This window comes from Mariniphaga sediminis, assembly GCF_003573545.1.
Lineage (GTDB): Bacteria > Bacteroidota > Bacteroidia > Bacteroidales > Prolixibacteraceae > Mariniphaga > Mariniphaga sediminis.
Window position 1 is genome coordinate 138,373 of the sequence record NZ_QWET01000013.1, and the last position, 18,601, is coordinate 156,973.

Below are 18,601 nucleotides of genomic sequence, written 5' to 3' on the forward strand. Positions count from 1 at the left end.
ACCGTTTAAAACAGGAGGAAGCCACAGGGTTCCTCTTTTCTGTTATCTTTGGTTTTCCACTGTAAAACTATTACATAAATTGAATAAATTCATATGATAATGAGCAAACAAATTGAAACTAAAGCAGCAAATAACATTCGTATTCTTTCTGCCGCCATGGTGGAAAAAGCAAAATCGGGGCACCCCGGTGGGGCTATGGGTGGAGCAGATTTTATCCATATCCTTTATAGTGAATTCTTAAACTACGATCCTTCCGATACAAGCTGGGCTAACCGTGACCGGTTCTTTCTCGATCCGGGACACATGTCGCCCATGCTCTATTCTGTACTGTCTCTGGCAGGCTATTACAACATGGATGACCTGAAAAATTTCAGGCAGTGGGGCAGCGTAACACCTGGTCACCCGGAACTTGATGTGGCTCGTGGCGTTGAAAATACTTCGGGCCCGCTTGGTCAGGGACATACCATGGCAGTAGGTGCTGCTATTGCAGAACGTTTTCTGACTGCTCGTTTTGGCGATTGGATGTCGCACAAAATTTACGCTTTTATTTCTGACGGAGGAATCCAGGAAGAGGTATCGCAGGGTGCAGGCCGCATTGCCGGTTACCTGGGATTAGGCAACCTAATCATGTTTTACGATTCCAACGACATCCAGCTTTCTTCTCCTACTACCGATGTTACAATAGAAGATACGGCCAAAAAATACGAAGCCTGGGGCTGGAATGTACTCAGTATTGAAGGAAACAATCCGGACCAGATAAGAGACGCGCTGAAAAAAGCAAACGCCGAAACCGAAAAGCCCACCCTCATTATCGGGAAAACCATTATGGGTAAAGGCGCCCTTACCGAATCCGGTGAAAACTTTGAACGGCAAACATCTACGCACGGTATGCCACTGTCCGATGCAGGCGCTTCTTTTGAAAAAACAATACAAAACCTGGGCGGCGATCCTGAGAATCCTTTCCAGATTTTTGAGGACGTTCAGGCATTTTACGATAACCGGAAAAAAGAACTGATTGCTGCTGCTGCTGCGAAAAAAGCGGAACAGGCTGAATGGCAAAAAGCTAACCCAGAACTGGCGGCCAAGCTAAATTCATTCTTCTCTGACGCGGCACCGGAATTTGATTTCTCTTCGCTCGAACAAAAAGAAAATATTGCCACCCGCGGGGCATCAGGAAACGTGTTGGGAGCCATGTACAATAAGGTAGAAAACCTGATTGTGGCATCTGCCGACCTTTCCAATTCAGATAAAACAGACGGCTTTCTGAAAAAAACCACCTCTTTCAAAAATGGGGATTTCAGTGGCTCATTTCTCCAGGCAGGAGTTAGCGAGCTCACCATGGCCTGTCTGGTTAACGGAATGGCACTGCACGGAGGTGTTATAGCGGTATGCGGAACCTTCTTCGTTTTTTCTGACTACATGAAGCCAGCTGTCCGTTTGGCTGCGCTAATGGAACTTCCGGTGAAATATGTTTGGACGCATGATGCATTCCGTGTAGGCGAAGATGGTCCCACCCACCAACCGGTAGAACAGGAAGCGCAAATCAGGCTCATGGAGAAACTGAAAAACCATAACGGTGAAAACAGTGTACTGGTGCTTCGTCCGGCCGACGGTAACGAAACAACGGTAGCCTGGAAAATGGCAATGGAAAATACAGCAACACCAACCGCGCTCATATTATCACGCCAGAATATAGAAAACTTACCGACAGAAGGAAATGCTTACGAATCGGCATTACAATCGGAAAAAGGAGCTTACATTGTTGTAAAACCAGCTGAAAAACCCGACGTGGTATTGGTAGCCAGCGGCTCTGAGGTATCTACCCTGGTAGAAGGTGCAAAACTGCTCACCGAAAAAGAAGGATTGAATGTGCAGGTGGTTTCCGCTCCATCAGAAGGATTGTTCCGGAATCAGCCGGAAGATTACCAGCAAAAAGTACTTCCTGTTGGAGTTCCGCGTTTTGGACTGACTGCCGGATTGCCGGTAACCCTTGCCGGCCTGGTAGGTGAAAACGGAAAAATCTGGGGTATGGAGTCATTCGGTTATTCAGCACCCTACAAAGTATTGGATGAAAAACTGGGATTCAACGGCGAGAATGTATACCAGCAGGTGAAAAAAATGTTGAAATAAATTTTCACGTAACTTTCATTACATAATTATGTTCTCCTTTTTTAGGAGACCCTAATTAAAACATTTTTTGAAGGAGAAGGCGTAATCATATATTATGCCTTCTCCTTTTTATTTTTAAGAACAAGAACATCTTAGGGGAATAGCTTTTAAGAAAAGCCGGGTTGCCGCTCCTTCCCTATCATTTTGGGGACTTTCGAAGTAAATTACAAACCAATAATATAAGCTGGACCTTCAATAAAGTAACCTTTTAATGGAACAAAAAAGCTATTTGTTTCTGGCAGTGTGAAAGAAGTTGGCAGGATAACATTTACCACAACAACGGTAGCTCAGTAAACATTTTCCTTTGGTGAAAAATTAAATGAACAAGGGGACGCTCTATGAAAGAACGTCTCCTTGTTTATTTTTGTCTCCCTGAATACCAATCAGTTGACAGCGGGAGTAATTACAAATTTACGGAATTCAACAGGGCCATGATCTCCCTGTACCTGAATCGGGCCCGGATTCCCTTCATTACTATCCAGCGAACCACCGGTGATTCCCGGGATAGGCCGGTTGGAAATAACTTCGATTCCATTATGTACAATGGTTACATGCCTCCCTACCAGGGTAATTTCATACGTTTGCCATTCTCCTGGCTTTTTGGCTGCATACACGGCCGGTTCAATAAAACCGTAAACACCGCCAATACTCACGTTACTGGTTTTATTTACCGGACTGTCTTCAATCTGAACTTCATAACGACCGCGTAAATAGATTCCGCTGTTGCTTCCTTCGGGATACCTGAATTCAACACTCAGTTTAAAATCATCGAACTTCTCATTGGTCACCAGGTTACCGCCGGCCTCCGTGTTTACCAGCACACCGTCCACCATACGGAACTTGTTGTTTTCCGGTACAATCCATCTGGACAGGTTATCATCCAGCAGGTTTTTAGGATTTCCCCATACCGGTGGTTTTTCCCGGATAAGCGACGGAGCCCGCACACCGGTCCACTCAAGTTTATGGCCATCGAGCATTTTGTATCCACTCAGTTTATTGTCCTTCAGTGTAAATTCAAAATAAATATCCTCAATGTCCATCCATTGCGGAGGAATGGTAAAATGATACTTTCCGTCTTTTGCCGAATAATGAATCTCTGAAATGGGACGGGCGCTTCCTTCGTAACCCACATAATACCCCACAAGGGTTGAGAAGCCCGAACGTTTTATTTCCAGCCATCCGGGAAACCCGGCGGCATCCATCAGGCCATGCCGGAAAAGCCCCAAATCCTCCAAATCATCACCTTCTATCACAATAGTCAGGTCCCAGCGGCCAATCACTTCTGACCCATCATTGGATGATTGTGCCAGCGCAGAAGCACAGACACCTAAATTTAAAGCAAGTAACAAAAGCGTATTTCTAATTATTTTCATTATGATTAAAAATTTAAAATGAAACAAAGTCTTCGATATACATTTTTAAACGAACAAGGCAAATCTACTTAAAAATTATTTTGGGAGTGCCATGTCATATCTTAAATGATGTATTCCTTTCGATTCTGTGGTTCAAACCGACAGACTCTGTATTCTGTTATATTTCCAATTTTGGGAATTCAGGCACGGCGATGTATGTCAGCCCACATATTTATATCCCAGGCCTTCTACCGTTTTTTTCACATTTTCCAAATCATAGCCGGAACCGGTAATTTTTACAGTTTCACTGCGGTTGTCGGCCACTACACTGGTAATTCCGTCCAGCGCTTCCAGGTTTCGTTTTACATTGGATTCACAATGGGAACAGGTCATTCCGGTAACCTTTACAGTAACTCCTTCCCCCTTTTCCATTTTAGTTTTTTTCTGGACCATCCCATAAAAATAACCGCCAATCATGGAAATAACGAGCACGATAGCCGAAGCCCACATCAACCAGGAAGGCAGCATCTCGTGTCCCTCACCGCCATCATGAACATGAACCACCTTGTCCAGTATCCAGTCGGCCGGGATGAGCATATTTACCAGCAAACCAAAAACCAGGGCGCCTCCAATAATTGTACTCAAATAAGCGATGAGCGATTTACGCCCCATTGTTTTTCCCAAAACCGTCATGGTAGCCACATTGGTTGCCGGTCCTGCCATCAGAAAAACCAATGCTGCTCCGGGGGAAACACCTTTCATCAGCAACACGGCAGCAATGGGAATAGAGCCGGTTGCACAAACGTACAAAGGAATTGAGGCGGCCAGAATAACCAGCAACTCCAACAGGCCCAGCCCCTGGAAAGAACTAAAAAATTCATCGGGCAAAGCGACTGAAATCAAAGCAGCCAGCATAAAACCAATAATCAGCCATTTGGCAATGTCTTGCAACAACTCCACAAAAGCATAATCAGCAGCCCGTACCAAAGAATGCCGTGTGTCAACTGTTTCGGGTTCATGACATCCGCACGACGCATCGCTGCAATCTGCGCCTGACTTTTCTACAGCCATCACTGCCGGCTTTCCCAATGTTGCCATATCTAATTTCAGGTTTGAAAAGGCTGAAACCGGACGGGCAGGTTTCTCCTTCACCAGAAATTTTGTGATGACCCCACCGGCAATACCTGTAAAAAAAGCAACAAAAGGGCGCATTACAGCAAAAGGCCAGCCCAGCATGGAATAGGTTGCCAGAATAGAATCGACTCCTGTTTGCGGAGTTGAAATTAAAAATGAATTGGTAGCCACTTTTGATGCGCCGTTACGAAAAAACGAAATTCCGGTGGGAATAACCCCACAGGAGCAAAGTGGCATAGGAATTCCAATTAATGACGCATTTACAGCCGAACGGAAATTCGATTTCCCCATATATTTATCGATGTGCTTCTGAGGAAAATAGACCTTCAGCAACCCGGCAAAAATAAGCCCCAGCAAAAGCCACGGCGCCATTTCCAATACCAGGAACCACAATTCAGCAAAATATTTTTCGATATATGGCAACATTGTTCTTTCTTTAAACTACAAGAATAACAAATGAGCGTTATTCTTGTTTCCGGGTGCGGCGAAATCCGATTCGCCGAAAAAAAACGCGAATTGGAATTCGCGTCACCCACACTTTCCAACCAGTCAACCCCCGCTGGTGCCAATTTGTAATTGGTACCTTTTATTGGAAACAAAAAATCAATTTCCCGCTTGTTTTTTCCGGCGGCAATCCCTAATTTAGTTCCCGTAATTTTTTGTATTTCAACTAACACCAAAAACCAATGTTACATTCCGGACAGATACATTCACAGAAAAAAGTTTTCAGCCAAAACAGTAGTGCAGAAAAGGTACGGAATGATGCCTTGCATAGAGAAATAAATGGACTTGGAAATATACGCAATCGTTGGGCTTAATTTTGAAAAATGAAAAAACTGATTATAATATTAAATACATTCCTTATTATTAACTCCATACTTGCATCTGGGAAAAAGACAGAAAATATTAGAGGTAAATGGTATTTAAAATCAATAGTAATTGATGGCGTATCTAAAAGTCCTGCTGAAAATGTTTCACCATACATTTATTTTGGATATGATTCAAGTAATAGATTTTCTCATTGGGGTTCATTTTATCTCGTAGATGGGAAATACAAATTCAGTGAATCTTATTCCTTCGAAAATTTCTATCAATTAGACGGTGATTCCGTAAGACTTATTGGACCAAGACTGAAAGGTCATCTGGGAATCAAAGGAGCTACTTTTGATTTGCGTAACGAATTACATGGAGCATTTAAGTATAGTATCTCAAGTAACAAATTACTGCTTGAAAACGGGAAAATATCGCTGTATTACGAAAAGGATTCTGTAATCAATCATGGACTTGAAAAAGCAGCAAATTCCCGAGACTTCGGTTTTGATAAAAAATTAATAGGTAGCTGGCGGTTAGTAAAAATGAATGTTCCAGACTCATTGGTGGAAGAAGTTAACAGAAGCATAGAAAAAGCATACGAAAAAAAACGTAATCGTGGATATCCACAAAAAAAGCGACCTAAAAAATTAATTGAGATGGGGAAACAAGAAGTTCAGAAGTTCTTAAACAACGGAGGCTGGACTGTAAGTATTGGAGATTTTCTCGAAAATACTAGTTCTCATGATACTTTAAGTTATGGCAATTTTTTAAGTTACAGTGATGGGTGCAATGGCTGTAGAGGGTACATCAGAGTTTCCAACGACACCTTAAAAACAAATAATATAATGTGTACCGCAGCTTATTGTTTTCCCAATTTTACAGGCACTTTTAAAAACCACAGAGCATTTAATAACGCTACTTATCATTTTAAATCAGATACCTTAATAATTGAAGCTACAGATAGAACCAGTTTTTTTGTCCAGTCAGATCAGACAGCATCAATAAAAAGATATGACTATAAGAGTTTAGATAAGTTCTACAAGCTTGCAGATATAAGTATTGAAAATAAAGAATTGGAAGATGCTATTTTGAACCTGATACCAGACAATGAAATATATTTTCACCTTAGCGGTGGTTGGGGTGTCAACCCAAAAAATAAAGATTGTTCAGGAAATAAGATGGAAATATTTCTTTATAATAATGAGAATTATTACATGCAAGATTTAATGTGGATATATCATGAGAATTTCGGAGAATTGCAAGATAGGTTTAATTATAATTGTGCTTTTATCAGAAATGAGAATAAAATAAATAAATACTTGGATATGAAAGATTTATTAGGTGAAAAATATATTTTTAGTATTGAAGGGAACAATCTCACTTTTCGCTCACCAGACAACCGTAACTTCTTGTACCTTAAATCAAACTATTAAGAAAAAAAATAATATGTTCCTAAATGAATAAAAAACTAAGCCCAACACAGTACATATTGCAGGGCGGGGTTTGGTGGTACGCCAACTGCGGATTCTCGTTTCGCAGTTCCGTGTCCTTCGGACAGGAACGCTCTCCGAAATCCGCCCCGACAACATGTACCAACCGTTATACAAAATTTTTAAAACCATAAACAATGAAAAACGCTATTTTATTTCTTCTAATAGTAATTTTAGCAGGATGCCAACAAGACAACAAATATATTTTAAATGGTTCTTTTGATGGCCCACAAAATGAAGAATGGATTTATATGGTCAAATTTCCCGGCAACTATAATGACAGGGACTCGGCTAAGATTGAAAATGGAAAGTTTGTTTTTACAGGAATCATAGATACACCGCAAGTATACTATATGCATTATCAAATGGATAAAATAATTGGTGTAAATACATTTTTCTTAGAGCCAGGAACTTTAAATGCTACAATAAATTTAGACAATTGGGATTTGAATTCGAAAGTCGAAGGTGGCAAGCTAAATGATGAATATAATAAGTTTCTTGCAGAAAGGTTGGAGAAGTTTCTTAATTCAATTTTCGAACTTCAAAGAAAAGCTGCGAACGCAAGAAAAGACAGATTAAAAGAAATTAATGATAGTATTAGCATGCTTTGGTCAGCCGATTTTAATTTTTCAATGAATTATATAAAAAATAATAGCAACTCATTAGCTGCACTGCATTCTTTCTATATGCTATATAATGGTTGTACAGTAGATGAAACAAGTCAAATCCTGTCGCAATTCCATCCATCTTTACACAATACATTGCTTTACAAAAAAATACTAGATGAAAATCAAGAACGGATAGAACGTCGAGAAAAGGCGAACTCAATAAGCCTCACGAATGAAACAAAAATTGTTAAATCGGATTTTAAAGGAGCACCTGTTTTTGAAACAATTATAAAACAAAATCCAAACAAAGTTTTGTACGTCGACTTTTGGGCAACGTGGTGTGGCCCATGCAAGCAGGAGTTTCCTTCTTCCAAGAAACTTTACGAAGAAATTGACACAACAAAAATCAGCATGATTTACCTCTGTATTAGCTCCGAAGAAGAAAACTGGAAACAAACAATAAAATTGGAGGGGTTAAAAGGACAACACTTTTTTATTGACGATGAAGTAATGAAGAAGCTCGAAAATGATTATAACCTAAAAATCCCAGGCATCCCAAGGTACATAATTATTGGGAAGGATGGAAAAATTGTCAACGAAGATGCACCAAGACCGAGTTCTGAGGAAACCAAAAAACTATTAATCCAATTATCGAGTTAAAAAACTTTGTATAACAAAGTGCATATTGCAGGGCGGGGTTTGGTGGTACGCCAACTGCGGATTCTCGCATCGCAGTTTCGTGTCCTTCGGACAGGAACGCTCTCCGAAATCCGCCCCGAAAACATGTACCAACCGTTAGGCAACATTTTGAAAAAGAAACAGATATGTTAAAAAGAGGAATAACAATTACAAATTATTTAGTCGACGGAAATCCGGAAGGAGTCATTTTTGCCTATATGTCTAATTGGACTGGACAGGCAATTAAAGTTCCGCGAAACTTATTTCCCAATTCTAAGGATTACGAAGAAATAAACAAACCAGGAATATATTTTCTAGTTGGTCAAAGTGATGAAAACCCTGACGACAAACTAGTATATATTGGAGAAGCAAACAATATCTCAGAAAGGTTAGTACAGCATATTCGAGACGAAAATAAATCCTTCTTTGAGACAATTATTGCTTTCAGTTCTAAAGATGAAAATTTAACAGTTTCTCATACCAAATACTTAGAACAAAGACTAATTGAATTACTATTGAAGAATGCCGAATATAGAACGGTAAATAAAAAAGATGGCAATAAAATTAATTTGCCCAAAATGGTGATTGACGAAATGGATACATTTTTAGATAACGTAAAGGTACTGTTACCTACACTTGGATTTAATCTCGTCGAAAACAACGGAGAAATGCTAACAAGTAAAAAGGAAGAACGAGATTTAGCTCTTTTTCTAGATGTTTCAAATTGGAAGGCAAAAGGAAAGTTGACTTCAAATGGTCTTTTGGTGGAAAAAGGAAGCGGATGTAATCCCAAGGAAACAGATTCGTTATCAGGCAGTTATTCAAATTTAAGGAGAACACTTCTAGAAAAAGAAATAGTAGTAACTGAGGGAGACCGAATGATTTTTGCTGATGAATATGAGTTTACAAGTTCTTCACAAGCTGCAGCCATAATACTCGGGTACTCTGTTAATGGAAGGGTGACTTGGAGAAACAAAAACGGTGAAACTTTAAAAGAAATTGAGGAAAGAAAATTAAAAGAAAAAAACGGTGGCTAACACAGTACATATTGCAGGGCGGGGTTCAGTGGTGCGCCAGCCGCGGATTCTTGCATCGCCGTTCAGTCCTGCCGGACATGAACGCTCTTCGAAATCCGCAACGACAACATGTACCAACCGTTAGTCGGAAGCAAAAAAAGAAAAATGGAAACAAAGATAATTTCAATATTTCTCGTATCCTTTTTAATATCTTTAAATCAATACGCTCAAGATATTGATAACAATCAACCAAATAGAACTAATAATTTGATTGATTCTCTAATTCAAATAAATCGTATAAACGACAATACTATTATGGCTTTATTTGGTTCTGATGCAATTACAGCTATAAATACTGACAAAGGTATAGTTCTTATAGATGCAGGTATTTCAACAGGTCTAACATCAAAATTCAGAGATCGAATTAAGACGAAGTTCCAATGTGATAATTTTGTTTATGTAATAAATACACATGCCCATCATGACCACAACCGGGGCAACAGTGTTTTTAATAAATCCAAAATTGTTGGACATGAGAATAGTTTAAAAGAAATTAAAAATCAATGGGAAGACCCGGAAAAAGTAAAAAGCACTGTTGGTAAAATAATTAAGGAATATGACTTGGAATTGCAAAAATACGAGCAAAATTCAGAAGAATGGGACAATGCTTTTAAACAAAAAACACGGTATCAAAACTCATATAATGATATAGAGAATTTAACTCCTATAATGAAACCCAATATTACATTTTCTGACAGCCTTAACATTGATATGAGAAATATTACTTTTGAATTAAAGTACTTTGGCAAATGCCATTCAATGAGTGATATTTTAATTTATGTTCCTGAATTGAAATTGCTTTTTACAGGAGATTTAATGTTTCAATATGGAAGACCAAGCATGAATAATAAAACAATGTCAGATAAGGATTTGTGGGTAAAGGCAATTCGCTGGCTTGAAAAACGAATGTATAATATTGATAACGTAATTGGAGGACATGGACAGATCATGTCAATTGATGATTTAAAATCATTTAACAAAAAAATGCTTGAACAAATAGAAGTAGATTAATAATGCCAGTGCCTAACACGTGGTATAAGGCATGGCTGGGTTTGGTTCGATTCGACACAGTCGAATCTCCTGCCTGCCTCAGTTTTGGTTGGATACTCAAACTCTTGTCTGACCGACACGACCTCATGCCACCACCGTGGTGGGCAAGGCTAAAATGAATCTATTTATGAACCAAAAGATATTTTTTTAACGCATCAAAAAGGAGAAAAAAAATGAATAAAAAGAAGACAGACAATTTGCCACTTATTATCGAACAGAGCTTTATGTTGATTGGATTCATTACTTTTATAATTAATTATTTTGTTTTAGATAATAATACCATATTAGTTTTTGTAAGCATTCTATTCTTTGCAATATCCATGGGTTTCAATTTGAAATATCTGATAAGTAAAAAGAAGGAGACAAAAGAATGAATGCCAAACAAAAACAATCTGCCTTCGACAAAAGGTTTAAAACGAATAATTTAGATGGAGAATATGCTGTAATTAGCTGAAATTGAAATGATGTTGAATAAAGCTCAACATACAACATTTAAAGACACCACCATGAAAAAAGTAGTTAAACTTGACTATGTTCCGGACAAGTCCATAATTTTAAATGGCTTTGGAAAAATTGACTATTCTGACACCTATAAAACTCAGATAACATTAAATGATTATTCCATTGACAGAATAACTACGGATATCTTTAAGACTCCTAAGTGGGTAGACAATTTAATGAAACTTAGAGATATTATAGTCAAAGTATTTGGGCTAAAAACGGGCAAAAAAAATGATACTATAATAGAACCATATTATTCAATAGGCACTAAGGCAGTATATTTTACCGTAACAGACCGAAATGAAAACGAAATTGTTATGGCAGAGAATGATAAGCACCTAAATTTCAGGACATCTGTTATGATAGAGAAAAGTAATACAAATAGTACTTTATTTTTATCGACAATTGTCCAGTTTAACAATTTTTTCGGAAGGTTATATTTTTTCCCTGTAAAACCATTTCATCAATTAATAGTTAGATCGCTACTAAAAAAATACGCAAATGAAAATTAGCCTGATTTCTCTTGGTAAAATTCTCTCCATTGCAATTTAAATTTTGGGAATTATCTATGATATTGAAACATTTACTCCGTTGAAAAAGGAGGGCTTGCCGGGATAGCTATACTATTGAATTTGAGCATATTTTCGATAACAATCGGGTTAAAATTAAGGATAACAAATAAACGTTGCCTAATTACAATTGCACTACGGAGCTCGTACGGTGCGCTGTATCTGCTCCTTTCTCCTGGCGGACACTGACGCTCTCCAAAATCTGCAACGACAACCTGAAAGTGACCATTCGGTCACATAACAATAGCTAAGTTCAAAGAAAAATGTCAATATTTTTCGAAAGTTTTACTAAAAAAGATTATCATTACATCTTATGAATAAAACGACATTCAATACATATAAGTATTCGGTATAACAGGCAGGTTGTCCAGTATACAAATTATTGCCTTTATTCTGATAAAGGTAAATATCTGACACCTGTCGAACCCTTCAACCAACGTGTTAATCAAGTTACATTTAGTGTGATTCTGATTGAGACGTATTTCAATTAAATTATTATTGCTAAAAAAGTAAAAATTATTGTTCTGTAAATACCTGAATAATAGCAAAAGTTCAGTTGTTTTTCGTAGGACATTGAGTTAATTGGCATACCGACGTATGCTGTTATAAAAAGATATAATCATGCCAAAAATAAATATTCAAATTAGAGAGACTAATAGTAAGGATTTCAATGACATTATGGTAGTTGAAGAACAAGCATTTGGCTATGTAAAAGAAGCCAAATTGACCGCTGATTTGTTACGTGACCAAACAGCTGAACCAGTTCTTTCCTTGCTGGCGTTTCATGATAAAAAACCCATTGGACATATTTTATTTACCCGAGTGTATATAAATGAAATGAACACAACACAGCCATTCTTTCATATTCTTGCCCCCTTAGCTGTTATACCGGAATATCAAAAACAAGGTGTTGGTGGGTTATTAATTAATGAAGGGCTGAAAAGATTAAAAGAAATGGGGTCTGAAATGGTTTTTGTATTAGGACATATGGATTATTACCCAAAGTTTGGATTTATTCCTGATGCCAAAAAACTTGGATTTAGCGCACCATATCCAATACCAGCTGAATATGCAAATGCATGGATGGTTCAGTCTTTGAATCCGGAAGGATTTGTAATTGGTAAAGGAAATGTTATTTGTGCTGTTGAATTGAATAAACCAGAGCATTGGAGGGAATAAATCAGGTGCTCTAACAAAGGCTCATAGGTAATGCGGAGTATTGTGGGGGATTGAAGATAATCACCTACGTTTAACTGTTTAATGGTTTGATATCTTTGTACAGTTACACTCCGCACTACCCATAGCCCCCAGCTGGTGCTGATTTGCAATCGGTACCTTTTGTGGAAAACAAAAAATATATAGAAAAGGCCAAAGCTGATTTTGGCTTTACGTTCAGAATTTGGTCATAAAAGGGGAAACTTACAGACAGATTGCCGTTGGTCAGGATTTTGCAATTTACATAAAAGTTATAACCTTGTAATTACAATTATGGAAACTTCAGTAATAAAACCAATTATCCTTCCGGCCGGTCAACGTATAACTGGGCTGTTCCCACTTTTAGCACTACAATATCTTCCCCGCGGTCAATAAATCCGGCTTCGGTAATTGCATCATAAACCTCCCCGTCAATCAAAACCTTTCCTCCCGGACGAAGTACCGTTTGCGCCGTGCCGGTTTTTCCTTTCAACGCCACAAACGAGGCATCCACATTCAAATACCCTTCTTTTATATCCTGAACAGTATTTAGTGCCAGGTTTTTAAAGGGGCCTGAATGAGAAGTAAAAAGTTTTTTGCCGAGATAAAGCGACAGAATAAAACCGCCCATAATTCCAACAACTACGGTCATTATAGCTACACCAAGTTTTTCCGTATTGACGGGTTCAAAATCGAAAACAACATTTTCGATAAGACTCAAAACCAGGCCGACAAAAACAAACAATACCCCCAAAATTCCGGCTACTCCAAATCCGGGGAGCACAAAGATTTCGACGGCAATCAGAATTAATCCGATAATAAAAACGATAATTTCCCAATGTTCGGCCAGCCCTTCCAGATACAACGGGGCAAAATAAAGTACCGCAGCCAGAATAGCGACTCCCAGCGGAAACCCAATTCCCGGCGTTTGCATCTCAAAATAAATTCCACCGATAATAGCCATTATAAGAAGCCCCGAAACCATCGGATGAACAAGGAACCCGATTATCCGCTCAATCCAGGTAAGTTCATACTCTACTATCTTATATTCTTCAATACCCACCTGTTTCAAAACCTCCGGAATATTTTCAGCAATCCCTTCACAGAAACCATGTTCCATGGCTTCTACAGGAGTAAACGTCAACACTTTGCCGGTATCGATAAGTCCTTCGATATAAACTGACTGATCGACCATAGCCTCTGCAATTTTAGGATCGCGTCGCCATTTCACAATAGTATCGTTCCCGGTTATAAGGGTATCCCTGCCGTGCGATTCGGCCGTAGCCCGCATGGTAGAACGCATATAGCTCTGGTATTTATCGGGCATTGCCTGTCCGGTTTGGTTCACCACCGTGGCCGCGCCGATACTTCCTCCCGGACGCATGTAAATACTGTCGCAGGCAATGGAAATCAGCGCACCGGCAGATGCAGCATTATTGTCAATAAAAACATACACAGGGATAGGACTTTGCATAATTTTAGTACGAATGGAATCTGCATCCAACACGGTTCCCCCATAAGTATTCATATGAATCAGAAACACATCAGCCCCCAGCGTATCAGCCGCTTCAAACGCCTGCTGGGTTTGCCGCCAGGTGGCCCTTGTAATCTCCTGTTTTATATCGAATTTATAAACCAGCTTTTCACTTTCACCTTCGGCTTTGGCAACCCCAAAAGTCAGAAAACCCAGCAAGAAAATAAATAATATATAAATTGTCCTGTTCATTTTTATCATCTTAAAAATTATTGAAATATTCTCCTGACAAACAGGTTATGCAGCGAAGTTATAAATAAATCCGGCACAATGGTTTAAAAATTATCATTCCTGAATAAAAATCCAAATTCGGCTAAATTACTAACTTTGCCGAGCATTTTAAGGATATAAAAATGAATTCGAATACATTGACAGCCATTTCGCCGGTTGACGGCAGATACCACAGTAAAGTGGAAAACCTTTGGAAATACTTTAGTGAATATGCCCTGATAAAATACCGGGTGTTTGTAGAGATTGAATATTTTGTGGCGCTTAGCAAAATCCCGTTGCCGCAACTGGAAGGTATTCCCAAAGCCAAACTTGACGAATTACGCGAAATCCACCGTCAGTTTTCAGTTGAAAATGCTGCGCGGGTAAAAGAAATTGAAAGCGTGACTAACCACGATGTAAAGGCAGTGGAATATTTTTTAAAAGAAGAGTTTGATAAAATCGGGTTGGCCAAATACAGAGAGTTTATCCACTTTGGCCTCACATCGCAGGATGCCAACAACACCGCGCTGCCCAAATCGATTCACGATGCGCTTGATGCAGAATATTACCCGCTGGTGGAGCAGTTGATTGAAAAGCTGGAAGAACTGGCGGCACAATGGAAAGATATTCCGATGCTGGCAAAAACCCACGGACAGCCGGCCTCACCTACCAAACTGGGAAAAGAAATCAGGGTTTTTACCGAACGCATCCGGGGGCAGCTCGATCAGTTGCGCGCCCTCCCCTGCCATGCAAAATTTGGCGGGGCCACCGGAAACTTCAATGCACATTATGTAGCTTATCCGGAAATTGACTGGCCACAGTTTGCCAACAACTTTTGTAAAGAAAACCTGGGATTAGAGCGTTCTCAGTACACGACACAAATTGCACACTACGACAATTACGGCGCTATTTTCGACGCGATGAAACGTATTAACAACATCGTGCTCGACCTTGACCGCGACATGTGGACCTACATTTCCATGAACTACTTCAGGCAAAAAATAAAAAAAGGGGAAGTGGGCTCCTCTACCATGCCGCACAAGGTAAATCCTATCGACTTTGAAAATTCGGAAGGAAATATCGGGATTGCCAATGCCGGGTTCGAACAACTCTCTTCCAAACTGCCCGTTTCGCGACTGCAACGCGACCTCACTGATTCTACCGTAACCCGTTTTATTGGCGTGCCTTTCGGACATACAGTCATCGCTCTCCAATCAACGCTGAAAGGATTGGGCAAACTGTTACTGAACCAAGCCGCCATTGAAAAAGATTTGGAAGAAAACTGGGCGGTGGTTGCTGAGGCTATTCAAACCATTTTGCGACGCGAGTTCTTCCCCAATCCTTACGAAGCCTTAAAAGATTTAACCCGCAAGAATGAAGTAATTAACAAACAGGCCATACACAATTTTATTGAAGGACTGGACGTTGATGAACAAGTTAAAAACGAACTGAAGAAAATTACGCCACAGAATTATACAGGAGTATTTTAATGAAAGACCTTCTACATTTACTTCGCCGGTTTATCCCGCCCTATAAATGGAAACTCATCTGGAATATTGTTTTCAACTTCCTGAGCGCCATTTTCGGAGCATTTTCCTTTCTCCTGCTGATTCCTTCACTGAAAATTTTGTTCGGAACACAGGAGCTTGTTACCACGCAACCCGAAATAGGGTTTAGTGTTTCCGCCTTCACCGAATACAGCAATTATCTGATCAGCCAGGTTATTGAAAGATATAGTCATGAACAGGCCCTGGTTTTTATCGGGATATTCATCATCGTTACTGTTTTTCTGAAGGTAGGATTCTATTACCTGGCGAACTTTATGATTGTGGTTATCCGCAACGGCGTGGTGCGCGACATCCGCTCCAAAATCTACCGGAAAATTCTGAAACTGCCGTTGGGCTTTTTCTCAGACGAACGCAAGGGAGACATTATGGCTCGCATGACCGGTGACGTAACCGAAGTGGAAAACTCCATTATGAACTCGCTGGACATGATGATAAAAAACCCGATACTCATCATTGTTTCAATAGCGGTAATGGTTTACATGAGCTGGAGCCTTACGCTGTTCGTTTTTGTGATGTTCCCCATTGCCGGGTACATCATCGGCCGCATTGGTAAAAGCCTGAAAAGGGAGAGCCGCAAGGGCCAGAGCAAAATGGGCGAAATTTTATCCGTTATTGAGGAAGACCTCTCCGGACTGCGCATTATCAAAGCTTTTAACGCCGAAAACCGGGCAACCAAAAGATTTGAAAAAGAGAATGACAACTACTTTCATATTATGAACCAGTTGATGTGGCGCCGGTTCCTTGCCCACCCCATGAGTGAATTTCTCGGAACGGCAATTATCATCGTGGTTTTATGGTACGGCGGCCGGCTTATCCTGAACGACAAAGGTTCGCTTGATGCCGCTACATTTATCGGTTACCTCGTCTTCTTTTACAATATTATCAATCCGGCCAAAGCATTTTCAACCGCCCTCTACAGTGTGGAAAAAGGACTGGCCTCAATGGAGCGTATCGACAAAATTCTGTATACCAAAACAGCCATCACGGAAAAAAAGGATGCAAAAACCATCAACGATTTTCAATCCAAAATCATTTATAAGAATGTTTCTTTTGCCTACAATTCAACTCCCGTATTAAAAGACATTTCCCTGGAGATTGAGAAAGGAAAGACCGTGGCATTTGTCGGAAGATCCGGAAGCGGAAAAACAACACTGGTCGACCTGTTGCCCCGCTTCTGGGATGTAAGCAAGGGCAGTATAATTATTGACGGCTCCGACCTGCGCGACCTGAAAATTAAAGACCTGAGAAATCTTATCGGGTATGTAAACCAGGAACCCATCCTGTTTAATGACACTTTTTACAACAACATTGCATTCGGGATGGACGATGTTACGGAAGAAAAGGTGATACACGCCGCTAAAATTGCCAACGCGCACGACTTTATTATGGCCACCGAAAACGGTTACCAGACAACCATTGGCGACAGGGGCGACAAACTTTCGGGAGGACAGAAACAACGCCTCTCCATTGCGCGGGCAGTGATGAAAAATCCACCCATCCTGATTCTTGATGAAGCCACGTCATCACTTGACACGGAATCGGAAAGGCTGGTACAGGATGCCTTGGTAAAGCTCATGCAAAACCGTACATCGCTGGTGATTGCCCACCGGCTTTCCACCGTTAAGAATGCAGATATGATTTGCGTTCTGCACAAAGGCGTAATGGTGGAAAAAGGTACCCACGAAGAATTACTTGCTTCCGACGGGCGCTACAAAAAACTACACGATATGCAAATGTTCTGAGTTCATTCAGCCCTGGCAATACTCTGAGCTCCGTCAGGACTGAATGAAGATCCTCCCAACTCACATTGAAAAGAAGACAATCAAACGGTCCGAAAAATATGTTGCCGTAATCCTCTTTCTCATTATTTTTGGTATAAATCTTCTACTTTGGGCTCAAACTAACTTTTTCCGGTGCAAATCCTTTTTTCTTACGATGACCTATTTTTATGAAACCTGAAATAGAAAACAGGGCGTAGGAGCGCAAGAGGTTTTTAAACTATTTATGTAAAGGGTTGAACTCACTTCGGTGTTCTTCTCATATCCACTTCATTACCTCGGGTTTTACCCGCGACTATTATTGTTTAATCCCTTTTCTGGATAAAGAATTGTCAGAAGGACATAAATAAAAATAGCCCCGTGCGAAGCTCGGGGAAGGCAATGCGGGATAAAGACGCAACCCCGGAGTGGGTTGAATTATTGATCATCAGCTTATATCAACTCTTGATTCGCATTATTTATAAACATTCAGGGTATAAATTTCCTTTGGGACTCAAACCAACTTTTCCAGTACAAATCCCTTTTTCGTACGATGGCCTATTTTTATGAAACCTGAAATAGAAAACATGGATTAGGAGTGCAAGAGATTTTTAAACTATTTATAAACATTTAGGGTATAAAAGGGCTCAAGTGAACTTTCTGTGGGGGAGTAAATAATTAAGCATAAATTTTAGTTAATCTAAACAAGAAAAATGTAATGTCCCTTACTCCCCTGAACTGACTTCTAAAAGCTTTAATTTTTGCATTAAAAGATTCAGCAGATGCATTTGTACTTCTGTTGTCAAAATAGTTTAATATCTCTGAATAATGAGCATAGAAGGTTGCTGATATTGTATTGAAGGATTTGAATCCAGAGTCTGTCACATCGTTGAACCAC

The 18,601-nt window shown here is 39.7% G+C and carries 13 protein-coding genes; 9 read left to right on the plus strand and 4 right to left on the minus strand.

What is annotated here, in order from left to right:
• Window positions 1-99: 99 nt before the first annotated feature.
• A complete protein-coding gene (locus D1164_RS16530; RefSeq protein WP_241558295.1) occupies window positions 100-2,130 on the plus strand; it encodes a transketolase family protein in 2,031 nt (676 codons plus the stop codon).
• Between the two features lie 422 nt (window positions 2,131-2,552).
• Here D1164_RS16530 and D1164_RS16535 read toward each other — a convergent pair whose 3' ends face one another.
• Together D1164_RS16535 and D1164_RS16540 are read right to left on the minus strand one after the other, a co-directional pair.
• On the minus strand, window positions 2,553-3,542 hold the full coding sequence (locus D1164_RS16535; protein WP_119350996.1) for a 3-keto-disaccharide hydrolase: 990 nt from the start codon (window positions 3,540-3,542) through the stop codon (window positions 2,553-2,555).
• Between the two features lie 198 nt (window positions 3,543-3,740).
• Window positions 3,741-5,081 carry an SO_0444 family Cu/Zn efflux transporter gene (locus D1164_RS16540; RefSeq protein WP_119350997.1) on the minus strand — a complete coding sequence of 447 codons (1,341 nt, stop codon included), beginning with the start codon at window positions 5,079-5,081 and terminating at the stop codon, window positions 3,741-3,743.
• Between the two features lie 401 nt (window positions 5,082-5,482).
• Here D1164_RS16540 and D1164_RS16550 point away from each other — a divergent pair, with 401 nt between their 5' ends.
• From D1164_RS16550 to D1164_RS16580, 6 genes are all read left to right on the plus strand, one after another.
• Window positions 5,483-6,901, plus strand: a complete 1,419-nt coding sequence (locus tag D1164_RS16550; RefSeq protein WP_119350999.1) for a hypothetical protein — start codon at window positions 5,483-5,485, stop codon at window positions 6,899-6,901.
• A 194-nt stretch (window positions 6,902-7,095) separates the two neighbouring features.
• Entirely contained in the window at window positions 7,096-8,226 is a 1,131-nt protein-coding gene (locus tag D1164_RS16555; protein WP_119351000.1) for an AhpC/TSA family protein, read from the plus strand.
• Window positions 8,227-8,390: 164 nt separating this feature from the next.
• Window positions 8,391-9,281, plus strand: a complete 891-nt coding sequence (locus tag D1164_RS16560; RefSeq protein WP_119351001.1) for a GIY-YIG nuclease family protein — start codon at window positions 8,391-8,393, stop codon at window positions 9,279-9,281.
• Between the two features lie 144 nt (window positions 9,282-9,425).
• Window positions 9,426-10,331 (plus strand): MBL fold metallo-hydrolase, encoded by a 906-nt coding sequence (locus tag D1164_RS16565; RefSeq protein ID WP_172594490.1) that lies wholly within the window; start codon window positions 9,426-9,428, stop codon window positions 10,329-10,331.
• Between the two features lie 545 nt (window positions 10,332-10,876).
• On the plus strand, window positions 10,877-11,383 hold the full coding sequence (locus D1164_RS16575) for a DUF2867 domain-containing protein (protein WP_172594491.1): 507 nt from the start codon (window positions 10,877-10,879) through the stop codon (window positions 11,381-11,383).
• 678 nt (window positions 11,384-12,061) lie between these two features.
• Window positions 12,062-12,619 (plus strand): GNAT family N-acetyltransferase, encoded by a 558-nt coding sequence (locus D1164_RS16580; protein ID WP_119351005.1) that lies wholly within the window; start codon window positions 12,062-12,064, stop codon window positions 12,617-12,619.
• 334 nt (window positions 12,620-12,953) lie between these two features.
• Here the strand turns inward: D1164_RS16580 and D1164_RS16585 are convergent, their stop codons facing one another.
• Window positions 12,954-14,360 carry an NfeD family protein gene (locus D1164_RS16585; protein WP_119351021.1) on the minus strand — a complete coding sequence of 469 codons (1,407 nt, stop codon included), beginning with the start codon at window positions 14,358-14,360 and terminating at the stop codon, window positions 12,954-12,956.
• 161 nt (window positions 14,361-14,521) lie between these two features.
• Between D1164_RS16585 and purB the strand changes: the two genes are divergently transcribed.
• Window positions 14,522-15,868 carry an adenylosuccinate lyase gene (purB, locus tag D1164_RS16590; RefSeq protein ID WP_119351006.1) on the plus strand — a complete coding sequence of 449 codons (1,347 nt, stop codon included), beginning with the start codon at window positions 14,522-14,524 and terminating at the stop codon, window positions 15,866-15,868.
• On the plus strand, window positions 15,868-17,688 hold the full coding sequence (locus D1164_RS16595; protein WP_119351007.1) for an ABC transporter ATP-binding protein: 1,821 nt from the start codon (window positions 15,868-15,870) through the stop codon (window positions 17,686-17,688). Before purB ends, D1164_RS16595 begins: the two co-directional genes overlap by 1 nt.
• A gap of 693 nt (window positions 17,689-18,381) precedes the next feature.
• On the opposite strand, the gene D1164_RS16600 is transcribed toward D1164_RS16595, so the two are convergent.
• Window positions 18,382-18,601: transposase (locus D1164_RS16600; protein ID WP_147372206.1), on the minus strand; the 220-nt coding region annotated here is incomplete at its 5' end.